Raw genomic sequence first — 24,824 nt, forward strand, 5'->3', positions numbered from 1 at the left:
TATCTCTGCAGGTGCGGGGATGTCTGGTGATGATGATAACCTCTCCCCCTGGAAGGAAGAAGCGATCTGTCAGCAAAAGTTGACAGAGCTCCAGTTTATCACTGCTATTGGCGGTTTTAAACGCCACCCAAAAACACCATCGGCGTAATTTTAGCTTATTTCTAGAGAGTTATCACTTTCAGTATTATTTTGGCAGCGGATTATCATGAGGTTACAGGGGGATATTCTTTCGTCAATCTGAGGTTACAAACCACCAAAAGTCTCCCTCACTGGCTACAAATGATAGTAATTCTCGTCTAACTACTTTATAGTTTCGAAGCGAAACTATAACGGGAAATTGACCATGCTGAAAAAGCATACACTGGCAGCATTCTGCTGCACCACGCTGTTGTTAAGCGCACCAATCCAGGCGCTGGACCTATCCTACAAGGCGCCGGAACCCAGCATTAAACCCGCACCCGCTCCCAAAGCCGTGCCTGGACCCGCGGAGAAAACCGCCAGGTCGCCAGTGGTCTGGTCAGGTTCAGAAGATAAAACCGGCTTCAGTGCTGAACTTGAGTGCGATCATCCCAGCTGCAGCCGCCCACGCGACAAAGCGTATTCGACGCTTAATCGGCCAGTGAAAAAAACCGATCGCCGTCGCCAGTCCGATCCCTACTCCACCAATCAGGATCCTGACTACAGCGTGAACATGGGCTATAAGTGGTAATGGCGCTTTAACAGTCTCTGATAGAAGACGTGTTCAACCGCAAGATCGTGGGTGACGAAGTGGCCTGGATTACCCAAAAGAGCAGCCCCTCTCACTAAATGAGAGGGTTGCACTGGAAGGTAATTAATTGAGCGGAGCCTGGCTGGTTTCTTTGATGTACAGGAAGGCGAACAGCGATAAAACACAACCAGCAATTACGTAAAACGCCGGGGCCGTGATATTACCGGTTAGCTTGATCAGATAGGAGGCTACCGATAATGAGAAACCGCCAAAGATCCCCACGGCAACGCTATAAACCAGCGATAACCCGGTGGTTCTTACCCGCCTTGGGAATATTTCCGGCAAAATGGTGATGGAAGGTGAAGCGCCGATAATATTGATAATGCTCAGCACAATCATCACCGCAAACAGCATTTCAACACTGGGGTGGGCGCTGAGTAAATAAAAGGCCGGGTATATCAGCACAATAATCACTATTCTCGCCCAGGCAATCAACCGGACCCTGCCAACTTTATCTGACCACATCCCTGCCAGCGGCCCGCCAATCAGCGTAATCAAACCGGCAATGGCCCCGATTAACATGCTATAACTGGTATCCAGCTTTAATATGCTGATGGCGTAGTTGGGAATATAAAACATGATGATCATATGCGGGATGGTTCCCCCCATCGTCAGTAAAATTCCCGCCAAGGTTTCTTTATAGTAGGTAGTGATCACTTCCAGCAGGGGTATTTTGCTGACGCTTTCGGCGGCAGTCGGTAAGGTATGAGTGGCCGTTTCTTCCAGTTTAAAGCGAATATACAGCCCCACCGGAACGATCACGATGCCAAACAGGAAAGGGATACGCCACCCCCAGGCTTCCACACTCGCCTCTGGCATGCTGTTTACCAAAATCACCAACGTCATGGCGGCAAATACGTTGCCCGCACCTTGGCTCGCAACCTGCCATCCCCCGTAAAACCCACGATTATGGGGTTTGGCATACTCCACCAGCAGAGTAGTTGATGCGCCTAACTCACCGCCTGCGGAGAAGCCTTGCATCAGCCTGGCCAGGGTAATGACGATCGGGGCCGCAGTCCCGATGCTTTCATATGACGGGGTGATACCAATCGTCAGGGTACTGAGCCCCATCAACAGGAACGTCAGCGTCATGGCGGGCTTACGCCCTTTTTTATCGGCATAATGGCCGATGACCAGTGCCCCCAGCGGCCTGGCAAGATAACCCATCCCAAAGATCAGGAAGGTCATCGCCATGCTCACCAAAGGGTCTGTTGCGGGGAAATAAGCTTTTGCTATGTAGGTCGCAAAAAATGCGTAAAGCACCAAATCAAAAAACTCTAATCCATTCCCTAACGTGGTAGCCACAATGGCCCTAGCCGGGGACTTTCTTTCCTTGACGCTATCCATGGCCTGTCCTTAATTTAATTTGTAGGGCACCGCATGCTGCGCCCGATTAACCGCATGCGCACCCGTCCAGATAATCGATGTCAAGCCTGGGGCGAATATGTTCGAACCCGACAAATTCAGCTGCATCACCAACTTATTAAAGGCCGAGGTTTATTCCTTCAGGAATTCCTGCGTCAACGCAGACCAATAGGCGATCCCTCTAAGTATAATTGCATCATTAAAATCATAGCCGGGGTTATGCACCATGCAGCTATTTTCACCCTGGCCGTTACCTAATAATAAATAACTGCCCGGGCACTGGTTCAGCATAAAGGCAAAGTCTTCGCTGCCCATCAACGGCTCCGGGATATCAATCACCTGCTGCGGATGGCTATCACCCATTAAATTTTGTGCCACCTGCTTGGCAAAGCGGGTCATCTCCGGTTGGTTGACCAACACGGGATAGGTGTGATCATAGTCAATATCGATCCTGGCACCATATGAAGCCGCCTGAGCCGCCACTAACGTCTTGATACGCTCTTCCAATAGCTCTCTGACTTGCGGATCCAACGCACGTACACTTAGTTTTAACACCGCAGAGTCGGCGATGACATTACTGGCCATCCCTGACTGGAAAGAACCCACGGTGATCACGCCAGGTTCTTGCGCCCCCAAGTTACGCGCGACGATCGTCTGCAATGCCATCACAATACTGGCCCCGACAACTACTGCATCAACGGTGCCCTTCGGCATCGCGCCATGCCCCCCTTTGCCATGAATGGTGATAGTGACCGTATCACTGGAAGCCATAAACGCTCCCTCACCAAAGACAAACTGCCCCTGCGGGAAGCCCGGCATGTTGTGCATGGCAAAAACGGCATCACAGGGAAAGCGTTTAAACAGGCCGTCGTCAATCATCTTTTGCGCCCCGGCCAGCCCCTCTTCTGCGGGTTGAAAAATGAGGTGCAAGGTACCATCGAAAGAGGCGTGATCGGCCAGATAATGTGCCGCGCCGAGCAGCATCGCGGTGTGGCCATCATGCCCGCAGGCATGCATGATACCTTCGTGCTGGCTGCTATATGGGAGTTGCGTATTTTCCAGGATCGGCAAGGCATCCATATCTGCCCGAATACCTAACGTACGGGGGCTGCTGCCTCTTTTCAACGTTCCAACCAGGCCGGTGATACCGAGCCCACGTGTCACCTGATACCCCCACTCCTCAAGCTTTCTCGCTACCAGATCGGCGGTTTGTCGTTCCTCGAATCCCAGTTCAGGGTACTGATGAATATGTCGACGGAGGGTTTGGCTTTCATCGGCATAGGGTTGGAAGGTCTCTAAGTTCGGCTCACGGTGCGGCATGTTCATTACCTCCTGTCCTTGGGATTGATGTCTTGGCGCTGAAGCGGCGAGTTGATACTGCGGGTTTCTCCGCTGACGCAGTCAGATATTCAGATTGATTGTTAGTCAAATATACCGTCTTCTTTGCCGCTGTCCGTGGGATTTTTCGTGACCAATACCGCAAAACAAACACTTGATTAACTTATAATTAACAATTAATAGGTATTGCGGAGGTGTTCGAAAGGAAGGGAATTTTTGGCGGTGCAGCCATAAGGCTGCGTCTGATTGACGCAGCCTTATGGAGTCAGACTTTGCTTTGACCTTTTTTCATGGTGTCTTTCAACTGGTTAATCAATTGACCACGGAAGTCACCCAACTTTGGCTTATCGCCTTCTAACCAGGGTAACGGGCGGCATAGTTCCATCGCCTTGATGCCCAACCGCGCCGTCAACAAACCGGCCCCTATCCCCTGTGCGGCCCGTGCAGACAACCGCGCCGCAATATCCTGCGACATCCAATCCATGCCCACTTCCCGCACCAGTTCAGATGCGCCAGCAAAGGCGATATTCAGCAACACCAGGCGGAACAGACGGATGCGGCTGAAATAGCCCAGTTCAATGCCATACAGGGCCGCAATGCGGTTAATCAGGCGGATATTGCGCCAGGCGATAAAGGCCATGTCCACCAAGGCCAGCGGACTGACGGCAATCATCAGCGTCGACTCTGCCGCCGAGCGGCTAATTTCGCGCCGCGCCTGATTATCCAGCACCGGTTGCACCAGCTTGGCATACAGCGCAACCACTTCGCGGTCGTTCTGGGTTTCGTGTAATGAAGCCTGCCAGCGTTGCAATGCGGGGTGCCCTTGATCCAAGCCGGCCTGACGCGCCAGCTTTTCACAAAACTCGCGCCCTCTCCCCAAGCCGTGGCTGTGCAGCAGCTCCCGAGCTTCGTCACGCTCCTCTGCACGTTGGCGTAGGCGGTATAGTCTGCGCCATTCCCCCACCACCGAACCGATACCGGCGAAGACGATCAGCCCACCGGCGATCCCGCCACCCAGCGCAATCCAATCCTGCTGCACCCAGGAGGTATGCACCCACTGGACACCTTGAGCCACCACGCTGACGCCAAACAGCATCAACCCGGCGTTAACCATTTTGCGCCACAGGCTGCGCTTGGGTTTCAACGCGGCGTTAACAATGCCTTCCGCGCGCCCTTCCTCTTCTTCCTGCTCCATCTCTGGCGCTGCCGGATAGAATTTCTCGGCCTGCTGTTCGTCAAACTCCAAGCCTGCGCGCAACACCGGTTCCTGTGGTGGCTGCAAAGGCTCGGCAAAATCGATACGCGGTTTTAACGGCTCGCTCATCGCAATTTATCTCCCAATAAAAACTCCATCACCGCGTCCAGACGGATATGCGGCAACGGACTATCAACGCTCATCATGCGTGGGCGGAACTGGTCAAAATGGAAACCTTGTTGCTGCCAGAACGCCGGGCCAGGCAGGCGCGCAGGTACTTCGCCAGGGAAGACCGTCAGTGGTGCGCCATCGTCCAGGCGGTGGCCTTTCAATGCCGGAATAGGCTGCCCATGATGATCGACAATGCCGCTTTCGGTCGCCTGTACCGAAGCCAGGCCGACACAGTCCATACTGATGCCTTCAAACGCGGCGTTCTGCCAGGCTTCCTGCACCAGTTGCTGTAACAGCGAAACCAGATTGGCGTGCTGGTCGGCGGTGATATGGTCCGCCTTGGTTGCCGCGAACATCAGTTTGTCGATGGTCGGCGAAAACAGGCGGCGGAACAGAGTGCGCTTGCCGTAGTGGAAGCTTTGCATCAACTGGGTCAGCGCCAAACGCATATCATTAAACGCCTGCGGCCCGCTGTTAAGCGGTTGCAGGCAATCCACCAGCACAATTTGGCGATCGAAACGCACAAAGTGCTCTTTATAAAACGCCTTGACGATCGACTGGCAGTAATAGTTAAAACGGGCGCGCAACATGCCCGCATTGGTATGTTTGTCCGCCTGTGCCAGGCGCGATTCCCCTGCCGCATCGACGTTTGGCCACGGGAAGAACTGCAACGCAGGCGCACCGGCCATATCACCAGGCAGCACAAAGCGCCCAGGCTGGATAAAGTGCAGCCCTTCGGCCTTACAGCGCAGCAGGTAGTCGGTATAAGCCTGGGCGATCGCCGCCAGCTTGTTTTCATCCGCCGGGGCCAGCGGATCGAGATCTTTGCACAATGCCAGCCAAGGCTCGGCCCAGCGTGCACGGTCGCCCTGCAACAACCCAGCCATCTGACGTGACCAGGCCAGGTAGTCCTGTTCCAGCATCGGCAAATCCAGCAGCCATTCGCCCGGATAGTCGACGATTTCCAGATACAGCGTGGAGGTTTCTTTAAAATGGCGCAGCAGTGAATCATTGGAACGGTAGCGCAGCGCCAGGCGGATTTCGCTGACGCCACGGGTTGGCGTTGGCCAACTGGGCGGATTGCCATACAGCTGCGCCAGGCCTTCATCGTAGGTGAAACGTTGGATACCGAGGTCGCGCTGAGGAATGCGTTTCACACCCAACAGCCTTTCTTCCCGCACAGGGGAAAACAGCGGCATACGCGCGCCGCTGTGAACATGGAGTAATTGATTGACCAATCCGGTGATAAACGCCGTCTTACCGCTGCGGCTCAAACCGGTTACTGCCAGACGCAGATGGCGATCCATTCCGCGATTGACCAGCGAAGTTAACTCATTTTGCAGTCGTTTCATTGTTCTCCTTGGCATAGCGCCCGAACGCCTTGTTCAGCCCTTTGCGAAACAGCGGTTCCAGCAACAGGGCCAACACGTAACGCAGCGGTTTGCGGCTGACGGTTTTCAGCAACCACGCGGTTGCCCCCGCCGGGCCATAACTCATTAGCGCTATGATGATGACTTTCGACAAGGTCTTCAACAATGCACCTACTCCCCATTTTGGTGAAGCGGTTTTTGGGGCATTAATCGCATAGGTTTTGCTCATGGTCGCTGCCCTCTGGCATATGTTGGGGTAAAAGTCGGTGCAATGCCTGACCTGCGGCGTACGCAGGCCCGTGCATCGTTAAGAGAGGTTACAGGTGGCGAAAGCGGCTCTGCACGCCAAAGGTGTCAGACGTGACGTAGCGTTCGACCTTGCGCAACTGCTGCTCACCACTGCTCAATTCATATTCCAGTTTATCGAGCAACTGGCGCGGTGTGGCCTGATGTTCATCCTGATACCGGCTGGCAGGAGCCTCCTCAAGCACGAAGACCAGGGCGATATAGGCGACCACCGTAATGAAAAACAGCCCGAAGAACAGCGACAGCACGGCAATCACCCGGATCAAACGCACGGGCACGTCAAAATAGTGGGCAAGGCCAGCGCATACGCCCTTCAGCATGCCTTCTTCAGGCACCCGGTACAGTTTTTTACTGCCTAACGTGTTGCCCTTGTATGAACCGCTGTCGTCGTTGTAGTAAGAACGATCGCGACGATCGCCATACTTTCCTCTGTCCTGGTCTCTGCGCATTACGACTGCCTCCAATTCGGGTGTTCCGCATCAAGAATGTCTTCCAACGCCTGAATACGATCGCGCATGCGTGAGGCCTGCTCCGCCAGCTGCGTCAGGCGTTGCATTTCCTGATGACTCAGTTGAACGCCGCTCTGTTGCCGGTTGCTGTAATGCAACCAAAGCCAAATCGGTGCGACAAACAACACAAAGATTGTCAACGGGATGGCAAGTAATAGAGCACTCATCTCAATTCCTTCTTATTGGCCGTAGTGTGGCGGCCACGCTGGGTGGCCGCTTAAGCATTATTCCGGGCGGTTCATCCTGGCTTTCATTGCCGCCAGTTGCTCACTGATGGCATCGTCCGCCTGCAGTTCGGCAAACTCCTGATGCAGGCTTTTCTTTTTGCCAATGCTGACGCTTTCCGCTTCGGCTTCCATATGGTCGATACGGCGCTCAAACTGTTCAAAACGCGCCATTGCCTCATCCAGTTTACCGCTGTCCAGCTGGCGACGCACATCCCGTGAAGAAGAAGCCGCCTGATGGCGCAGCGTTAATGCCTGCTGGCGTGCACGGGTTTCGGTCAGCTTGTTTTCCAGCTCGCCAATTTCACTCTTCATGCGGGCCAGCGTCTCTTCTACGGTAGCCACTTCCTGGCTCAGTGTAGCAAGCAGATCGGCCACTTTCTGTTTTTCGATCAACGCCGCACGGGCCAGATCTTCTTTATCTTTACGCAGCGCCAGTTCGGCTTTGTCCTGCCAGTCATTGATCTGGTTTTCACCCTGCTCAATGCGGCGCAGCAGCTGCTTTTTCTCCGCCAGGGCCCGCGCAGAGGTGGAGCGCACTTCAACCAGCGTGTCTTCCATTTCCTGGATCATCAAACGCACCAGCTTTTGCGGATCTTCTGCTTTATCAAGCAGAGTATTGATGTTGGCGTTCACGATGTCGGCAAAACGAGAAAAGATACCCATAATTTACTTCCTCTTGGTTCTGAAGGCGTCTGAAGCGCCGAGTTAAGTTATACAACTTGCCCAAAGAGTTAATCAAGAAGCGTGCCAACTTTTATTTCATTGAAATACAAAGACTATTTATTTTTGACTCTCACCACGCTTGCTGTAGAGTGAGTGTTTTCACCAAACATTGGCGAATTTCATCATGAGCGAACCGTTAGAGAACCTGTTGGGCGAGGCCAACGCCTTTGTGGAGGTGCTGGAGCAAGTTTCACAGCTAGCCAAGCTCAATAAACCGGTGCTGGTGATCGGTGAGCGCGGCACCGGTAAGGAGCTGATCGCCCATCGGTTGCACTATCTTTCCAACCGTTGGCAAGGGCCGTTTATCTCCCTCAACTGTGCGGCACTGAATGAAAACCTGCTGGACTCGGAGCTGTTTGGCCATGAGGCAGGCGCGTTTACCGGCGCACAGAAACGCCACCTTGGCCGCTTTGAGCGTGCCGATGGCGGCACCCTGTTCCTGGATGAATTGGCAACCGCACCAATGTTGGTACAAGAAAAACTGCTGCGGGTGATTGAATACGGCCATCTGGAGCGCGTGGGTGGCAGCCAACCGCTGCGAGTGGATGTCCGGCTGGTGTGCGCCACCAATGACGATCTGCCAGCGCTGGCCGCCGCCGGTAAATTCCGTGCCGATCTGCTGGACCGCCTGGCGTTCGATGTGGTGCAACTACCGCCGCTGCGCCAACGCCAGCAAGACATTATGCTATTGGCCGAGCATTTCGCCATTCAGATGTGCCGCGAGCTCTCGCTGCCGTTGTTCCCCGGCTTCAGTGAACATGCGCGGGCGACGCTGCTCGGCTACTCCTGGCCGGGTAACGTGCGTGAGCTGAAAAACGTGGTGGAGCGTTCCGTTTACCGCCACGGTTCAGGCCAGGATGAGCTGGATGAGATCATCATTAACCCCTTTGCCAAGCGCTCAGAGCCGCTTGATGAGGCAACTGTGTCGGCCAGTGATTTACCTGCATTGCCGCTGGATTTTAAAAGCTGGCAGCATCAGCAGGAGAAAAACCTGCTGGAGATGGCCTTGAAACAGGGCCGCTTCAATCAGCGTAAAGCCGCCGATTTGCTGGGGTTGACCTATCACCAACTGCGCGGCATGTTGAAAAAGTATGCTCTGCTGCAAGGTAGCGATGACGCAGAGAAGTGATGCCCCTCACCCTAACCCTCTCCCCAAGGAGAGGGAATCGATCGAGTTCATTGATTTTTCTGCGTAATATCTTGCCTCTCTTTTTTTACTCTCTACTTTCCGCAGACGTACGGGCCAACCACGCGCTTCGGACTGCTCCCTCGCCCTTTGGGAGAAGGTTGGGGTGAGGGGAAAGTTAAACCGACTGGGCGATCAGTTCTCGTAACCATTGATGCGCGGGATCGCGATGCGAACGCTCATCCCACAGCATTGCCAGCTCATAGCCTGGGATCTCCACTGGTGGCTCGGCAATCTGTATTTCAGGGCTATCGCGTACCAGGCGTTCGGGCAGCATCGCCACCAGATCCGTCTTGGCGATCACCGATTTCACAAACAGAAAATGCGGGACGGAAAGTACCACCCGGCGCGAAAGCCCAGCCTGCTCCAGCGTGTGATCGGTGATGCCGCTAAATCCCCCGCCGTTTGGCGAAACTACCACGTGCTCCAGTTGGCTGAATTGCGCCAGCGTCGGGCGAGCCGTCAACGCAGGATGACCGATACGGCCCACCAACACATACCTCTCCTTGAATAACACTCGTTGACGCATCCCTGATGGTGCGCAGTCCTGAGTATGAAAGGCCAGATCGATCTCCCCTTTCTCCGCCTGCCGGGCAATCCTGGTCGGTGCCAGTTCCAACACCGCCAATCGGCTGTTGGGGGCCGCCTGACGAAGCCGTGCCAATGCGGGTAACAGCACCGTAGATTCGCCATAGTCGGATGCGGCAACGCGCCAGGTGATATTCGCGCTGGCCGCCTCAAAAGGGCTGATGGGTGAAACGGTGTGTTCGAGCACTGCCAACGCCTGCCGCAAAGGTTCACGTAAAGCCTCCGCCCTGGCCGTTGGCCGCATTCCTCTTGGGCCAGGTAGCAGCAGCGGATCGTCGAAAAACGCTCTCAGCTTGGCCAGATGAGCACTTACCGAAGGTTGCGACAGCGACAACCGCTCCGCCGCGCGCGTAACATTCAATTCCATCAGCAACACATCCAACGTCACCAATAGATTGAGATCCAGTCTGCCGAAATTACTCATGCAAATACCTGTCATCATCTAAATCAATTTTAACTATACCTGGCGCTAACCTACTCTGTTGCTCTCTTTTCAGCAATGGAACTTAATGATGAATATTCTGCTGGTCTACGCTCACCCAGAAGCCCAATCGCTTAATGGCTCACTAAAAAACTTTGCGGTCAAACATCTGCAGGACGCTGGGCATCAGGTACAGGTTTCCGATCTGTATGCCATGAAATGGAAAGCCTCTTTGGATGGCGAAGACCGTACGGATCGGGATAGCGCTGCCCGGTTTAATCCGGCGATGGATTCCCGGATCGCTCTGGAGCAAGGAACTCAAAGCGCAGATATTGTGCTGGAACAGGAGAAGTTACTCTGGGCGGATACCCTGATCCTGCAGTTTCCACTGTGGTGGTTCTCCATGCCTGCCATCCTCAAGGGTTGGGTAGAGCGCGTGTATGCCTATGGTTTCGCGTACGGCGTCGGCGAGCATTCCGATACGCATTGGGGCGATCGTTATGGCGAGGGTACGCTGGCAGGGAAACGGGCTATGTTGCTGGTTACCGCTGGCGGTTGGGAGTCTCATTACAGCCCGCGCGGTATCAACGGCCCGCTAGAGGATATTCTGTTCCCTATTCACCATGGCATTCTGTATTACCCCGGTTTTGACGTGCTGCCCCCCTTTGTGGCGTACCGCACCGATCGCTTCGACGAAGCAGAATTCCCCAAGCTGTGCTCGGCGCTGGGCAAACGGCTGGACACGCTGGCAAGTACCGAGCCTTTGCCATTCCGTAAGCAAAACTTTGGCGATTATGATATTCCACAGTTGACGCTGCGAGAGGATATTGCCCCTGGTCGCTCCGGTTTTGCCGTTCACCTGAAATAGAGGCAAAAAAAAGCCAGCACCCGAGCTGGCTAAGTAAACACTGGAAGCAATGTGAGCAATGTCGTGCCTTCCACAAAGGGCCACAAGGTGTGGCCTTCCGTGAACTGCCAAATGATGATAATAGTTCTCAGTATCACCTGTAAAGCACTTTGTTGAGAATTTTTCTCATTACCACACTAAGCTTGGGTAATTATCCACCAGCACGCATTTCAGGCGGAGACCCACTCGCCAGAAAACAGCGGCAAGCTTAACCAAACCGCCGAAATTTCAACCATTTTGCTCAAGGAATTGGGCTGTTGGTCAGAGTGCGATACACTATCGTTATTGCTTAATAACCCATGAAGCGTCTATGCGTGGTTTACCTCTTTGGATAATGTCGCTCGGCTGCCTGGCAACTTCTGCCCTGGCCGCGACACCGGCTGTGCCCAGCGCAGCACCACCGCCAGCAGACATCCGCCAGAGCGGCTTTGTCTATTGCGTCAGCGGCATTCTAAATACCTTCAATCCCCAGATGGCCAGCAGCGGTCTGACGGTCGATACCCTGGCCGCCCAGCTTTACGATCGGCTGCTGGATGTTGATCCTTACACTTACCGCCTGATCCCGGAGCTGGCGGAAAGCTGGGAAGTACTGGACAACGGCGCTACCTACCGCTTCCACCTACGCCGGGATGTGCCTTTCCAGACCACCGCCTGGTTCCAACCCACCCGCAAACTGAACGCCGACGATGTGGTGTTCAGTTTTCAGCGGGTGTTTGACCAGAAGCATCCGTTCCACAATGTCAACGGCGGTGAATACCCGTACTTCGACAGTTTGCAGTTTGCCGACTCCGTGCAAAGCGTGAAAAAGCTGGATCAATACACCGTCGAGTTCCGCTTGCAGGCACCGGATGCGTCCTTCCTGTGGCATCTGGCGACCCATTATGCGCCGGTGCTATCGGCAGAATATGCCGATAACCTGGCGCTGGACGGGCTGCAGGAAATGATCGATCGTGAACCGGTCGGCACCGGCCCATTCTTGTTGAACGAATACCGCTCCGGGCAATATATCCGTCTGGCGCGTAATGACGTTTACTGGAAAGGGAAACCGCGTATGCCGCAGGTGGTGATCGACATGGGGGCCGGGGGAACAGGCCGCCTGTCCAAATTGCTGACCGGCGAGTGCGATGTGCTGGCCTATCCCGCCGCCAGCCAGCTTTCTATCCTGCGTGACGATCCGCGCTTACGTCTGACCCTGCGCCCAGGGATGAATATCGCCTATCTGGCCTTCAATACCCGCAAACCGCCGCTGGATAACCTGAAGGTGCGCCAGGCCATTGCGTTAGCCATTAACAACCAGCGCCTGATGCAATCGATCTATTACGGCACCGCAGAGACCGCCGCCTCGATCCTGCCGCGCGCCTCCTGGGCCTATGATAATGATGCCCACGTCACCGAATACGATCCGGCCAAGGCACGAGAAATGCTGCGCGAAGCCGGCGTAGGGCCATTGGATATGAAGCTGTGGGTGCCGACCGCATCGCAATCCTATAACCCCAGCCCGTTGAAAACCGCGGAGCTGCTACAGGCGGATTTGGCTCAGGTCGGCATTAATCTCACTATCGTGCCGGTAGAGGGCCGCTTCCAGGAAGCCCGGCTGATGGAGATGAACCACGATCTGACGCTCACCGGATGGTCAACCGACAGTAACGATCCGGACAGCTTTTTCCGTCCGCTACTGAGCTGTGCGGCAATCCGTTCGCAAACCAACTATGCTCACTGGTGTGATCCTGCTTTTGATGAAAAGCTGCAGGATGCCCTGCTATCGCAGCAGCTGTCGCAGCGTATCGATCATTATCAGCAGGCGCAGAAGATCCTCGAACAGCAACTGCCGGTATTGCCGCTGGCCTCCTCTTTGCGTTTGCAGGCCTACCGTTATGATATTAAAGGACTAGTGTTGAGCCCGTTCGGCAACTCATCATTTGCCGGGGTGTACCGTGAACCGGCGGAGGTCGCGAAAAAGTGATTATCTTTACCTTACGCCGCATCCTGTTGCTGCTGATCACGCTGTTCTTCCTGACGCTGGTCAGCTTCAGCCTGAGCTACTTTACTCCACGTGCGCCGCTAAACGGTGCCGCCCTGCTGGATGCCTATCAGTTCTATTTCGTCAGCCTGCTGCACTGGGACTTTGGCGTTTCCAGCATCAATGGCCAGGCGATCAGCGAACAGCTGCGCGAAGTGTTCCCGGCCACCATGGAACTGTGCATTTTAGCCTTCACGATGGCACTGTTTATCGGCATTCCGCTGGGCATTATTGCCGGTGTGATGCGCGGCAAGTGGCAGGATACCGCCATCAGTACCTTCGCCCTGCTGGGCTTTTCCATTCCGGTATTCTGGCTGGCGCTGCTGCTGATGCTCTTCTTTTCACTGCATCTTGGCTGGCTGCCGGTGTCGGGCCGTTTCGATCTGCTGTATCAGGTCAAACAGGTCACCGGTCTGGCGCTGCTTGACGCCTGGCTGTCTGACTCGCCTTATCGCAACGAGATGATTGCCAGTGCGCTGCGCCATATGGTGCTGCCGATTGCCGCTCTGGCGGTGGCCCCGATCACCGAGGTGATCCGCTTGATGCGCATCAGCACCGACGATGTTCTCAACCAGAACTACATCAAGGCCGCCGCAACCCGTGGCCTGTCGCGCTTCACCATTATCCGTCGTCACGTGTTGCACAACGCGTTACCGCCGATCATCCCGAAACTCGGTCTGCAATTTTCTACCATGCTCACGCTGGCCATGATCACCGAGGTGGTGTTCAGTTGGCCAGGCCTGGGGCGCTGGCTGATCAATGCCATCCGCCAACAGGACTACGCGGCCATCTCCGCAGGCGTAATGGTGATCGGCACGCTGGTGATCACCATTAACGTGCTGGCCGACATTCTGGGTGCGGCGACCAACCCGCTGAAACATAAGGAATGGTATGCCCTTCGATAACGTATACCGCGAAAAGAAAATGCCTAGTCCGCTGCTCTATACCTGGCGGATTTTCTACGGCGACACTTTGGCGATGATTGGTTTTTATGGGGTACTCGGCCTGCTGTTTCTTTCCCTGTTCGGCAGCTTGCTGGCACCTTATGCCCTTGATCAGCAGTTCCTGGGGTATCAGTTACTACCACCGTCCTGGTCACGCTACGGTAACGTGTCGTTCTTCCTGGGTACCGACGATCTGGGCCGCGATATCCTCAGCCGTTTGCTGACCGGTGCCGCCGCCACCTATGGTTCGGCACTGATTGTTACCATCGCTGCCGCCGTCTGCGGCGTGATCCTGGGCGTGTTTGCCGGGGTCACCCATGGCCTGCTGTCTGCGATGCTCAACCATATTCTCGATACCCTGCTCTCAATCCCTTCACTGTTGCTGGCGATTATCGTGGTGGCATTCCTCGGGCCGAAGCTGGAACACGCTATGCTGGCCGTTTGGCTGGCACTGTTGCCACGGATGGTGCGTACCATCTACAGCGCAGTGCACGATGAATTGGAAAAAGAGTACGTGGTCGCTGCCCGTCTGGATGGGGCTTCAACGATGCAGATCCTGTGGTACGCCGTGGTGCCGAACATTGCCGCCGTACTGATCACCGAATTCACCCGCGCGCTGTCGATGGCCATCCTGGATATCGCTGCGTTGGGCTTCCTCGATCTCGGGGCGCAATTGCCTTCCCCGGAATGGGGAGCCATGTTAGGTGACTCGTTGGAGCTGGTCTATGTCGCGCCTTGGACCGTGATGCTGCCCGGTGCCGCTATTCTGATCAGCGTATTGCTGGTTAACCTGTTGGGCGACGGAATACGCCGCGCGATCAATGCGGGAGTGGAATAATGCCGTTACTCGATATCCGCAATCTGACGATTGAATTTATGACCGCCGAAGGGCCGGTAAAGGCCGTCGATCGCGTCAGCATGACACTGACCGAAGGTGAGGTGCGCGGTCTGGTAGGCGAATCCGGCTCAGGAAAAAGCCTGATCGCCAAAGCCATATGCGGCGTGACCAAAGATAACTGGCGTGTCACCGCCGACCGCTTCCGTTTTGACGATATCGACCTGTTGCAGCTCAGCCCGCGTGAACGGCGCAAACTGGTGGGCCACAACGTTTCGATGATCTTCCAGGAGCCGCAATCCTGCCTTGACCCTTCCGAAAGCATTGGCCGCCAGTTGGCCCAGGCCATTCCAGGCTGGACTTACAAGGGCCGTTGGTGGCAGCGCTTTAACTGGCGCAAACGGCGGGCGATAGAGCTGTTGCACCGCGTCGGTATCAAGGATCACCTCGATATCATGGGCAGCTTCCCTTACGAGCTCACCGAAGGGGAATGCCAGAAAGTGATGATCGCCATTGCGTTGGCCAATCAGCCAAGATTATTGATTGCCGATGAGCCAACCAACGCCATGGAACCCACCACGCAGGCGCAGATCTTCCGCCTGCTGGCGCGCCTGAACCAAAACAACAACACCACCATCCTGCTGATCAGCCACGATTTGCAGATGATGAGCAAATGGGCTGACAGGGTTAACGTGCTGTACTGCGGCCAGACGGTGGAGAGCGCGCAATGTGAAGATCTGCTTGCCGCCCCTCATCATCCTTATACCCAGGCGCTAATCCGCGCCATGCCGGACTTTGGCCGCTCACTGCCGCATAAGAGCCGCCTGAATACGCTGCCGGGAGCAATCCCCTCATTGGAGCATCTGCCGATCGGCTGTCGCCTGGGGCCACGCTGCCCGTATGCACAAAAGCAATGCATTGAAACCCCGCGCCTGCGCCCGGTGAAAAATCACCTGTTCGCCTGCCACTTCCCGCTGAACATGGAGGAGCAATAACATGGAAACGCTGTTGGAAGTGCGCAACCTGACCAAAACCTACCGCTACCGCACCGGGCTGTTCCGCCGCCAGCATGTGGAGGCGGTCAAGTCTGTCAGCTTTACCCTGCGTGAGGGCCAGACGCTGGCGATCATCGGTGAGAACGGCTCGGGTAAGTCAACTCTGGCGAAGATGCTTTCCGGCATGGTGGAACCCTCCTCGGGTGAAGTGCTGATCGACGACCATGCGTTGGCCTATGGCGATTATCGCTACCGCAGCCAGCGTATCCGCATGATTTTCCAGGATCCGAGCACCTCGCTCAACCCACGTCAGCGCATCGGTCAGTTGCTTGATGCACCGCTACGTTTGAATACCGAGTTGGAAGCCGCAGAACGGGAGGTACGGATCAATCAGACCCTGCGCCAGGTGGGGATGCTGCCGGACCACGCTTATTATTACCCGCATATGCTCGCCTCCGGGCAGAAACAGCGCGTGGCGCTGGCACGGGCGTTGATCCTGCAGCCAAAGGTGATTGTTGCCGACGAGGCGCTGGCTTCGCTGGATATGTCGATGCGTTCGCAGATCATCAACCTGATGCTGGAGCTCCAGGAAAAACACGGGATTGCCTATATTTATGTGACGCAGCATCTGGGCATGATGAAGCATATCAGCGACCAGGTGATGGTGATGCATGAAGGGGAAATTGTGGAACGTGGCAGTACCGCCGAAGTGCTGGCGGCACCGCTGCACGATCTCACCAAGCGGCTGATCGCCAGCCATTTTGGCGAAGCGCTCACTGCCGACGCCTGGCGACGTGACGGCGGCAGGTTTTAAATAAACCCGTTCAGCAAAACGCCCCTCGCCCTTCCCCAAATGGCGAGGGGTATCCTGTTAGCTCCTGTATCAGTGCCACAGATTAGCTTCTGTACCCGATCACCACACCGAACTGGTTCCCTCCCCCTTTTTTGACGGTTAGGGTGAGGAGAAATAGCGAATACCAAGATCCCATCCTGTTATTAATAAGCACTTAATGCCCAATAAATAACCCGGCACCACCATAAAAATAATTGACATGTTTTTTAAGCAATGATAGCTTGACTAAAAAACAACCAACGGGATTAGGTTTTATACTTAATTACTTACTAGGAATATCCATTCATGATATCAATGTAACGCTGGGGTATTAGTTATTAATACTCCCACAATAATTCGGACTAAATGCTATATGATTGCAGACAAGGTAAGACTAGGTTTTCTGATTATGTTGCCGTTACTTTTCAGCGAAATATCATTCGCCAAAGAGCCAACCCGCATAGAGAGTGAACTAGGTATGCAAAGTACTTTCTCTCTTGGTAACAATGGATTCATTGGATCTATTAGCGAGGCCGAAAAGTTATATCTGGCTATATTACAACTAGATAATGCCCATGAAGCCTTTATGCGGTTAGCAACATCCAGCACATCAACCCCAGAAAGTAAGCTCTACGCAATCTGCGGATTGAAAAAACTGGGACAAGCTCTCCCTACAACACCAGAGTTTAGTGGAAATTCAAGCCGGGAGGTCACCGTGTTAAAAGGAGATATTTTAAGGACAGTCAGATTTAATGAGATATATGACTCGATTAAAGTACATGGTTGTTAAATAACCTTACAAAGGAGTGTGTAATGAAAAATATCAGCGTAGAAGAAATAAGGTTAATCCACGGCGGGATGAATCTAGATGGTGCGCGTGAGTCTACTAACGTGTATGACCAACGTGGCACAGATAAAGGTTCCTATATCGATGCTAACGGTTCCTGTTGGCCTCCTGGCACCAGTTCAGCAACGATGTATCCAAATGGTGGTGGTTCAAATTATACTAGTAACAATCCAAACTACGGTAATTAAGACCTACGCCACTTGCATGTAATTGGTGAGTGGCTTTTTTCCTCCACTAACTCGCAAATGAAAATCGCACTCCTGCCACAGGAAGATATATTCACCTCCATCCAGAAATTAATTATCAATTAACACTACCTTATCTCACTAATCGTTTATGTGAGGATATTATTTATGTTAATCCAGGCAAAGAGCAAAATATCCCACTGATAAAAAATACCCACCACTAACGCTCCTCACGACTGATGATCATCCTGGCCACTCGCTTTTCTGGTCATGGTAATCACAGAGCGTGATAGTGTCAGACCAAGAAATACAGTGTTTCCTGAGTATTCTCAATAAATACCAAGAATCATCCAATTGATTATAAAGCCAGTCTGTTATTATAATGGCACGCTCTTAAGAAATTTATTAAATATCGGTAAGCACGGATTTATTCTCATTAATTACCACAAGGATATATTGTGAAAAAGCTCAATACCTCAGAAGCAACAAAAATTGTTGGTGGCCATCAATACATTTGCACTATTTACTATGAAAAACGGAGTTCCGGGGAGTGTTTTCGCGTAGAGCATTGTAAAGACAAGTTCGGTTCTAACGAGGATCTTATTCATAGTCGCATCAGTTGTGAAAACATGCAGTAATTGTTACTGCTGCACGAATCTCGTGTAATCACTATACTCCTGTTATTATAATAATTTACTGTTATGATCTCGATTGATTATCTGCAATTGCATGGTAATCAATCAAGTACCATTAAGGATATGTTGTGAAAAAGCTCAAGACCTTAGTTGCGTCAAAGATTGTTGGCGGCGTTAGTTATGTTTGCGAAATCCGTAATGTAGCATATACACCTGACATTTGTTATCGCGAAACGACTTGTAAAGACAAGTTCGGTAATATTAAAGATCTTACTCGAGTCGCTATTATTTGCCAAAAACCGTGATAATTGCCAGTAACTGGCACTAATCTAGCGTCATCACTACCATGGCACGGCATCGTTATGCCGTGCCATTATGCAGAATTTTGTCAAGATCATACCATTCCAGTAAACGCCTAATTACCAGCCATGTTATGGGGCAGCGCCAGTTGAAGCCCGGAGGATGGCATCTTGGCACTCATCAACCCTACTGCAATATATTTTATTCCTTTACGCTATTAATTAGCACTTAACATTATTTTATCTCACCAATCAAATCGGTGAGGATATCCACTAGGTTGAACTATGCAAACAACAGGATATCGCGCTGATGAACAATGTCCACCACCAACGCTTCTCGCAACTGATGCTCATCCTTGCCGCTGGCTTCTCTATTTATGGCCATGGCCTATGCAGCCATGACTGACACCTGCTGCGCGGTTTTTTACCCTGCCACCGTTGCCGATTGCAATGGTGGCTTGTTGTATTGATGAAGGATTTTATCCGATGGAACATCGCCTAGCCCCTTCCCTGTGGTACCACGAAACCCAGCGCAGCTCTGGCGACAGTTCGCCACTCGAGCCTGGCGCTGCAAGCCTGCGGGAGCGTTTTTTGTTGGGCCTGGGCACGTTTACCGATGAGGAATTGAATACCACGCTCAGCCATCGCCTTGCCGTTTTTACCGCATCCTCGGCCTGCTATCCGGTACTGTTCCCCGATCGGGTCAGCATTTCGCGTGAAGTGACATTGTCACATTACGATCGTCTGTCGACAGCCTTGACTGTGGCGCAGGTCACCGGCGTGCAATCGCTTTGCAGCCATTACGCCGCTCGCCTCGCCCCCTTGGACAGCCCAGATGCTACGCGGGAAAGTAATGTCCGTCTGGCACAAATCACCCAATACGCCCGCCAACTCGCCAGCCAACCGACACTGATTTGCTCCAAGGCGTTACAACAGCTCGGCGAAGTTGGCCTGAGCACGCAAGATATTGTGACCTTTTCACAAATCATCGGTTTCGTTAGCTATCAGGCACGGGTGGTCGCCGGTATTGCCGCGCTGGCAGGCAGGCCCGCCGTGGTGCTGCCAGGTTTTCCCCAGACCGAAGATGCCGATCCAGCGGGATTTACCTGCACGGAACTGTTATGGCAAGCCCGCCTGCCGCAGATCGTTGTCGAGCAGGCTCAGGCCCGGCAGCTCGACATTCTGGACCAAAGCCACCCTGACGCCCGCAGCGAGTCTTATTACCTGCTGTTGGCCCACGACGCGCCTGCCCTGCATGAACGCAATACGGTATTTAACAGCATTACCCACCACGCTGACGGGCTATCTCCACGCCTTAAGGCTTTGGTTGCTCTGGTGACATCACGCATTAATGGCAGCAATTACTGTGTCGCCGCGCTAGCCAATAAGCTTGCCGATCGGGAGTTGGCACTGGCATTAGTGGCTGGGATTGATAACGCGCTTGAGCTGGCCGACGATCCCGTGGCCGCTGCCGTGATAAGCGTAACGGCCGAACTGACGCGGACGCCTGAGAAATTCACGGCGCAAAGCGTGCAGCCGCTGTTCAACAGCGGGCTGGATCGATCGCAGGCATTGGACGTTATCTTGACTAGCGCGCTATACGCCTGGGAAAACCGGCTACGTTACAGTCTTGGCGATACGGTGGAAATCAATCTAGCGCAATAACCACACCTGAGCCGCATCAAAAAAGTGCTGTGCCAGCGGTGTGGCCCTGGCTGGCTCGGCGATCACCAAGGCGGCATGACGCGGCATCGGCGCAATGGCAATGCTGCGCCGCTGCAACTGTGGCATCATTTCCATCTGCAAATTACCGCCGGGGAACACCCCGCATCCCAAGCCGACAAAAATCCCCTGTAGCAGTTGGAAGATCGAGGTAGTTTCCATCCGGGTATGCAGCGTCAAGCCCGCCTCACGAAACTGCTGATCCAGGTAACGACGGAAGTAACGCGTCGGTTCAGCCAGGCATAAAGGCAACTCCGCCACGGCTGCCAGCGTCAGTGGGCTTTCCCCCACCAGCTCGGGGAAATGCTGAGGATGAAATACCAGATCGATGCCACTATCGGCCAAGGACTGCGACTGGAAATGCAGCTCTTTGAGCGTCGGCAGTTCAAAGAAACCGATGCCGATATCCACCGTGTGCGCAGTCAGCGCTTCCAACAACTGATCGGCGCTCAATACCGCTACGCGATAGTCCAACTGCGGGTAACGCTCGCTGACCGCCTTCAACATCTGCGCTAACGAAATACTGCACTGCGGCACGGTGCCGATGCGCAACGTCCCGTTCAACCCGTGTTTCAGCGACTCCACTTCCAGCTTCAGACCCTGATAAACGGAAACAATTTCCCGTGCCCAGGCCAGCACCCGCTCACCTTCGGCGGTGAAACCTTCAAAGTTGTTGCCACGGTTAATCAACGAAACTCCGAGCTCTTTTTCCAGGTTTTTCAGTCGCATGGATAAGGTTGGCTGGCTGACAAAGCTGGCCTCTGCGGCGCGGCCAAAGTGGCGTTCCCGCTCAAGATTACACAGGTAGATCAGTTGCTTAATATCCATGTATTGGCCCGGAAAATGGTTTCTGCGTGAAGTATATCATTTGCTACAGCCTTGCTGGCAGCGGCGATAGGTGTCGTCTATCCCATCATTGCTCTATTCGATTAGACGCCTGGCCTTTCCCCCCCTAGACTTGCCACATAAATACTCAAAATGCTTAAAAAAGCATTTACCTTTTAGCTACATTAATCACCTGCGAAGAAAATCATGAAATTTAAACCGTCAATCAAGCCTTATCGCGGCGCGGCGGGCGGCTGGGGCTCATTGGAAGCCACCACCCGCTATGTGTTCGACAGCAAACAGGCGCTGAAAAATCTGCGCAACCTGATGCGCGTTAACAAGGCGCGCGGTTTCGACTGCCCCGGCTGTGCCTGGGGTGATGACAACCACAGCACCTTCAGCTTCTGCGAGAACGGAGCCAAAGCCGTCAGTTGGGAAGCCACTCGCAATGCGGTTGAACCGGCCTTCTTTGCGGCCCACAGCGTCAGCACCCTGCGCGAGCAAAGCGACTACTTTCTGGAGTATCAAGGCCGGTTGACGCACCCGATGCGCTACGACGCCAAAACCGATCGCTATCAGCCCATCACCTGGCCGGATGCCCTGAAACTTATCGCCAGCCATATCCAGGCAATGGATAACCCCAACCAGATTGAGCTATACACCTCAGGCCGCGCCAGTAACGAAGCCTCCTACCTTTATCAACTGTTTGGCCGGATGCTGGGCACCAGCAACTTCCCGGACTGTTCCAATATGTGCCACGAAGCCAGTGGCGTTGGGCTTAAGCAGAGCATCGGCGTCGGCAAAGGCACCATCCGTATGGATGACTTCGAGCAGGCCGACGCAATTTTTGTGTTTGGCCAAAACCCCGGCACCAACCATCCACGTATGCTGCACAGCCTGAAACACGCGGCCAGCCGGGGAGCGCGCATCGTCAGTTTCAATACCCTGCGCGAACGCGGGTTGGAAAGGTTTGCCGATCCGCAAAACCCAATCCAGATGCTGACGCCCAAATCCTCCCCTATCAGCTCGGCCTACTTCCAGCCCAACCTGGGTGGCGATATGGCAGCGGTGCGCGGCATGGTGAAGGCACTGCTGGAAATCCACCGTCAGCGGATAGCCGCTAACGAGCCAGGACTGTTCGACCAGCCATTTATCGATCGGCATTGCGTAGGGATCGAGGATTATCTGGCACAGGTGGATGCCACCTCATGGCAACAGATCACCACGCAATCCGGGTTGAGTGAAACCCAGCTGCACCATGCGGCTGCGATTTACCAAGGCGCAGAGCGTGTTATCTGCACCTGGGCGATGGGCGTCACGCAGCATAAGCACTCAGTACCAACGGTGCGCGAAATCACCAACCTGCAACTGTTGTTTGGTCAATTGGGCAAGCCAGGCGCGGGTTTATGCCCGGTACGTGGTCATAGCAACGTGCAAGGCAACCGCACCATGGGCATTGATGAGAAAGCGCCCAAAGCGCTGCTCGATAGTCTGGAACAACACTTTGGCTTTAGCCCACGCCGCGAGATCGGCCACAATACGGTCGAAGCCATTGAAGCGATGCTGCGTGGTGAGGTCAAAGTGCTGATTGCCCTCGGGGGTAATCTGGCAGCGGCGGCACCGGATACGGAGCGTACCGCCCAAGCCCTGCGCCGTTGTGATTTGACGGTGCATATCAGCACCAAGCTGAACCGCAGCCATCTGATCACCGGTAAAGACGCGTTGATCCTGCCGACGCTGGGGCGTACCGAGCTGGATATGCAGGCCAGCGGCCCGCAATACATCACGGTGGAAGATTCCTTCAGCATGGTGCACGCCTCCGAAGGCATCGGTAAACCGCTGGCCGACACCCAGCGTTCTGAAACCGCGATTGTCTGCGGCATTGCCGACGCGGTGCTGGGCAACCAAAAGTTGGATTGGCTGGAGCTGGCCGACGATTATTCACTGATCCGCCAGCATATCCAGGCCACCATTCCCGGCTTTGATGATTTTAACCAGCGCTGTGAGCAACCAGGAGGGTTCTATCTGGGCAACGCCGCTGCCGAATTACGCTTTGCAACCCAGAGCGGCAAAGCCGAGTTCAGTGCCGCTCCGCTACCCGAGACGCTGTTCCCGCAAATCGGGGCGGAAAAAGCGCCGTTCGTGCTGCAAACCCTGCGTTCACACGATCAGTACAACACCACCATCTATGGACTGGACGATCGCTATCGCGGCGTTTACGGCCAGCGCGAGGTGCTGTTTATTCACCCCGAAGATTTGGCCGATCTTGGCCTGCAGGATGGGGAGTTGGTGGAAATCGAAACCTTATGGAACGATGGCGTAACCAGAAAGGTCAGCGGCTTCAAGCTGGTCAGCTACGATATCCCACGCGGTAATCTGGCAGCCTACTATCCTGAAACCAACCCGCTGGTGCCGCTGGCCAGTTTTGGTGATGGCACCGGCACGCCGACCTCCAAATCAGTTCCCGTCGCCATCCGCCGCTGCGCTCAGACACCTACATTGCGTATTGTTTAGTCTATTAAGAAAAGCTCCAGATACTCAGTCTCAACCCTACTTCATCAGATGGTTGAGACTGAAAATGTTCACTTTTAAATGAAACAATAGCTAACGCTCAGGGAATGCATTCACGCCGGTAAGCTTGGCCGTTAAGGACCATAATTTTAATGCCTCTGCAGGGTCAATCGCATATTCGCAAACGCCCACAAATGGCTCATCATAATCAGATGCCAGACCGGCCACATCACAATCCTCACAGTAAAGTCCTCCGAGACCGTCCAGCAAAGGACTTGTAGCAGCCCATACCTCAGTGGCAGCCCCTTGGGCTGGGGACTTAAAACTGGGATCGATGGGGTTACCCTCCAAATCCAGCCAACCTTCTCCGATCATTTCCTCATTTGTCAGGTGACGCTGCAGTGGAGTAAATATTTTACCCGGGTGCAGTGAGAAAGCATGAATATCCCGGCTTTTACCATAATTATCCAGTTGAAGCGCAAATAGAATATTGGCCGTTTTTGACTGACCATATGCGAGCCATTTGTCGTAACCTTCAGTAAACTGAATATCGTCCCATCGGATGGGTGAATTATGATGACCAGCGGATGAAACGCAAACCACCCTGCCGCCGGGACGTATGTTATTCCAAATGAGATTTACCAGAACATAGTGTCCAACGTGGTTGGTTGCAAACTGGCATTCCCACCCCGGGCCGACTCGACGTTCTGGACAGGCCATAATACCTGCATTGCAAATGACATAGTCAAAAACATAGCCGTTAGCAGCAATGATAGAGGCCAGATTGCTAACCGATAAAAGGTCTGAAAGTTCGATCGGCAATACTGTAATATTGGCAAGCTCATTGAGCGCTTTTGATGCGTTCTCGATGTTGCGAGCAGCCACAAAAACGTGCACACCTGCGGAAGAAAGCGCTTTTGTCGCTTCCAAACCCAAGCCTGAGTGCCCGCCTGTAATTAGCGCCGTCTTACCCTTGAGATTAAGACCGGAAAGAACATCAACAGCGGTGGTTAACTTACCGAACCCTGATTGGATTGATTCTTGTACTCTCATGATCCCCCCTTACCCTTAGTAGTCTGATGAAGGTAACACCCAGGCC

At 53.8% G+C, this 24,824-nt stretch carries 24 protein-coding genes; 13 read left to right on the plus strand and 11 right to left on the minus strand.

What is annotated here, in order from left to right; genetic code table 11:
• The first annotated feature begins 19 nt into the window (after window positions 1-19).
• Together ABIE29_RS07545 and ABIE29_RS07550 are read left to right on the plus strand one after the other, a co-directional pair.
• Complete coding sequence (locus tag ABIE29_RS07545) at window positions 20-148, plus strand: hypothetical protein (RefSeq protein WP_429617710.1); 129 nt, start codon at window positions 20-22, stop codon at window positions 146-148.
• 195 nt (window positions 149-343) lie between these two features.
• Window positions 344-709 carry a hypothetical protein gene (locus tag ABIE29_RS07550; protein WP_429617712.1) on the plus strand — a complete coding sequence of 122 codons (366 nt, stop codon included), beginning with the start codon at window positions 344-346 and terminating at the stop codon, window positions 707-709.
• Window positions 710-832: 123 nt separating this feature from the next.
• Here ABIE29_RS07550 and ABIE29_RS07555 read toward each other — a convergent pair whose 3' ends face one another.
• From ABIE29_RS07555 to pspA, 8 genes are all read right to left on the minus strand, one after another.
• Entirely contained in the window at window positions 833-2,116 is a 1,284-nt protein-coding gene (locus ABIE29_RS07555; protein ID WP_429617714.1) for an MFS transporter, read from the minus strand.
• 150 nt (window positions 2,117-2,266) lie between these two features.
• The gene (locus tag ABIE29_RS07560; RefSeq protein ID WP_429617715.1) at window positions 2,267-3,454 is read right to left on the minus strand and encodes a M20 aminoacylase family protein; all 1,188 of its coding nucleotides are present in this window, start codon (window positions 3,452-3,454) and stop codon (window positions 2,267-2,269) included.
• A 283-nt stretch (window positions 3,455-3,737) separates the two neighbouring features.
• Complete coding sequence (locus ABIE29_RS07565; RefSeq protein WP_024529301.1) at window positions 3,738-4,796, minus strand: YcjF family protein; 1,059 nt, start codon at window positions 4,794-4,796, stop codon at window positions 3,738-3,740.
• A complete protein-coding gene (locus ABIE29_RS07570) occupies window positions 4,793-6,190 on the minus strand; it encodes a YcjX family protein (RefSeq protein WP_021806545.1) in 1,398 nt (465 codons plus the stop codon). Before ABIE29_RS07570 ends, ABIE29_RS07565 begins: the two co-directional genes overlap by 4 nt.
• Window positions 6,171-6,437, minus strand: a complete 267-nt coding sequence (gene pspD / locus ABIE29_RS07575; protein ID WP_024487070.1) for a phage shock protein PspD — start codon at window positions 6,435-6,437, stop codon at window positions 6,171-6,173. The genes ABIE29_RS07570 and pspD overlap by 20 nt, the downstream gene beginning before the upstream one ends.
• An 88-nt stretch (window positions 6,438-6,525) precedes the next feature.
• Entirely contained in the window at window positions 6,526-6,963 is a 438-nt protein-coding gene (gene pspC, locus ABIE29_RS07580; protein ID WP_074423379.1) for an envelope stress response membrane protein PspC, read from the minus strand.
• Entirely contained in the window at window positions 6,963-7,190 is a 228-nt protein-coding gene (gene pspB, locus ABIE29_RS07585) for an envelope stress response membrane protein PspB (protein ID WP_021182064.1), read from the minus strand. The genes pspC and pspB overlap by 1 nt, the downstream gene beginning before the upstream one ends.
• 57 nt (window positions 7,191-7,247) lie before the next feature.
• On the minus strand, window positions 7,248-7,913 hold the full coding sequence (pspA, locus tag ABIE29_RS07590) for a phage shock protein PspA (RefSeq protein ID WP_429617717.1): 666 nt from the start codon (window positions 7,911-7,913) through the stop codon (window positions 7,248-7,250).
• A 184-nt stretch (window positions 7,914-8,097) separates the two neighbouring features.
• On the opposite strand from pspA, the gene pspF reads away from it, so the two are divergent.
• On the plus strand, window positions 8,098-9,102 hold the full coding sequence (gene pspF, locus ABIE29_RS07595) for a phage shock protein operon transcriptional activator (RefSeq protein ID WP_429617719.1): 1,005 nt from the start codon (window positions 8,098-8,100) through the stop codon (window positions 9,100-9,102).
• Window positions 9,103-9,277: 175 nt separating this feature from the next.
• On the opposite strand, the gene ABIE29_RS07600 is transcribed toward pspF, so the two are convergent.
• Window positions 9,278-10,171, minus strand: coding sequence for a LysR family transcriptional regulator (locus ABIE29_RS07600; RefSeq protein ID WP_429617720.1), 894 nt, complete (start codon window positions 10,169-10,171; stop codon window positions 9,278-9,280).
• An 88-nt stretch (window positions 10,172-10,259) separates the two neighbouring features.
• On the opposite strand from ABIE29_RS07600, the gene ABIE29_RS07605 reads away from it, so the two are divergent.
• From ABIE29_RS07605 to ABIE29_RS07645, 9 genes are all read left to right on the plus strand, one after another.
• On the plus strand, window positions 10,260-11,036 hold the full coding sequence (locus ABIE29_RS07605) for an NAD(P)H-dependent oxidoreductase (RefSeq protein ID WP_429618062.1): 777 nt from the start codon (window positions 10,260-10,262) through the stop codon (window positions 11,034-11,036).
• 349 nt (window positions 11,037-11,385) lie between these two features.
• Window positions 11,386-13,038 carry an ABC transporter substrate-binding protein SapA gene (gene sapA, locus ABIE29_RS07610; RefSeq protein ID WP_429617721.1) on the plus strand — a complete coding sequence of 551 codons (1,653 nt, stop codon included), beginning with the start codon at window positions 11,386-11,388 and terminating at the stop codon, window positions 13,036-13,038.
• Window positions 13,035-14,000 (plus strand): putrescine export ABC transporter permease SapB, encoded by a 966-nt coding sequence (gene sapB / locus ABIE29_RS07615; protein ID WP_429617723.1) that lies wholly within the window; start codon window positions 13,035-13,037, stop codon window positions 13,998-14,000. Before sapA ends, sapB begins: the two co-directional genes overlap by 4 nt.
• Window positions 13,987-14,877: a putrescine export ABC transporter permease SapC gene (gene sapC, locus ABIE29_RS07620; protein WP_429617725.1), complete on the plus strand. Its 891-nt coding sequence runs from the start codon at window positions 13,987-13,989 to the stop codon at window positions 14,875-14,877. Before sapB ends, sapC begins: the two co-directional genes overlap by 14 nt.
• Window positions 14,877-15,869 (plus strand): putrescine export ABC transporter ATP-binding protein SapD, encoded by a 993-nt coding sequence (gene sapD / locus ABIE29_RS07625; RefSeq protein WP_021806551.1) that lies wholly within the window; start codon window positions 14,877-14,879, stop codon window positions 15,867-15,869. The genes sapC and sapD overlap by 1 nt, the downstream gene beginning before the upstream one ends.
• Before the next feature lies 1 nt (window position 15,870).
• Entirely contained in the window at window positions 15,871-16,683 is an 813-nt protein-coding gene (sapF, locus tag ABIE29_RS07630) for a putrescine export ABC transporter ATP-binding protein SapF (RefSeq protein ID WP_024529292.1), read from the plus strand.
• Between the two features lie 391 nt (window positions 16,684-17,074).
• A complete protein-coding gene (gene mchS3, locus ABIE29_RS07635) occupies window positions 17,075-17,491 on the plus strand; it encodes an MchS3 family protein (RefSeq protein ID WP_429617726.1) in 417 nt (138 codons plus the stop codon).
• A gap of 23 nt (window positions 17,492-17,514) precedes the next feature.
• Complete coding sequence (locus ABIE29_RS07640; protein WP_429617727.1) at window positions 17,515-17,736, plus strand: hypothetical protein; 222 nt, start codon at window positions 17,515-17,517, stop codon at window positions 17,734-17,736.
• Window positions 17,737-19,153: 1,417 nt separating this feature from the next.
• Complete coding sequence (locus tag ABIE29_RS07645; protein ID WP_429617728.1) at window positions 19,154-20,332, plus strand: CMD domain-containing protein; 1,179 nt, start codon at window positions 19,154-19,156, stop codon at window positions 20,330-20,332.
• On the opposite strand, the gene ABIE29_RS07650 is transcribed toward ABIE29_RS07645, so the two are convergent.
• Window positions 20,321-21,217, minus strand: coding sequence for a LysR family transcriptional regulator (locus ABIE29_RS07650; protein WP_429617730.1), 897 nt, complete (start codon window positions 21,215-21,217; stop codon window positions 20,321-20,323). The two genes, ABIE29_RS07645 and ABIE29_RS07650, sit on opposite strands and share 12 nt — an antisense overlap.
• Before the next feature lie 204 nt (window positions 21,218-21,421).
• Here ABIE29_RS07650 and ABIE29_RS07655 point away from each other — a divergent pair, with 204 nt between their 5' ends.
• Window positions 21,422-23,728: an FdhF/YdeP family oxidoreductase gene (locus ABIE29_RS07655; RefSeq protein WP_429617732.1), complete on the plus strand. Its 2,307-nt coding sequence runs from the start codon at window positions 21,422-21,424 to the stop codon at window positions 23,726-23,728.
• A 90-nt stretch (window positions 23,729-23,818) separates the two neighbouring features.
• On the opposite strand, the gene ABIE29_RS07660 is transcribed toward ABIE29_RS07655, so the two are convergent.
• A complete protein-coding gene (locus ABIE29_RS07660; RefSeq protein WP_429617733.1) occupies window positions 23,819-24,778 on the minus strand; it encodes an SDR family NAD(P)-dependent oxidoreductase in 960 nt (319 codons plus the stop codon).
• Window positions 24,779-24,824: the final 46 nt, after the last annotated feature.

The organism is Serratia sp. 2723 (genome assembly GCF_050434425.1).
Classification (GTDB): Bacteria; Pseudomonadota; Gammaproteobacteria; order Enterobacterales; family Enterobacteriaceae; genus Chania.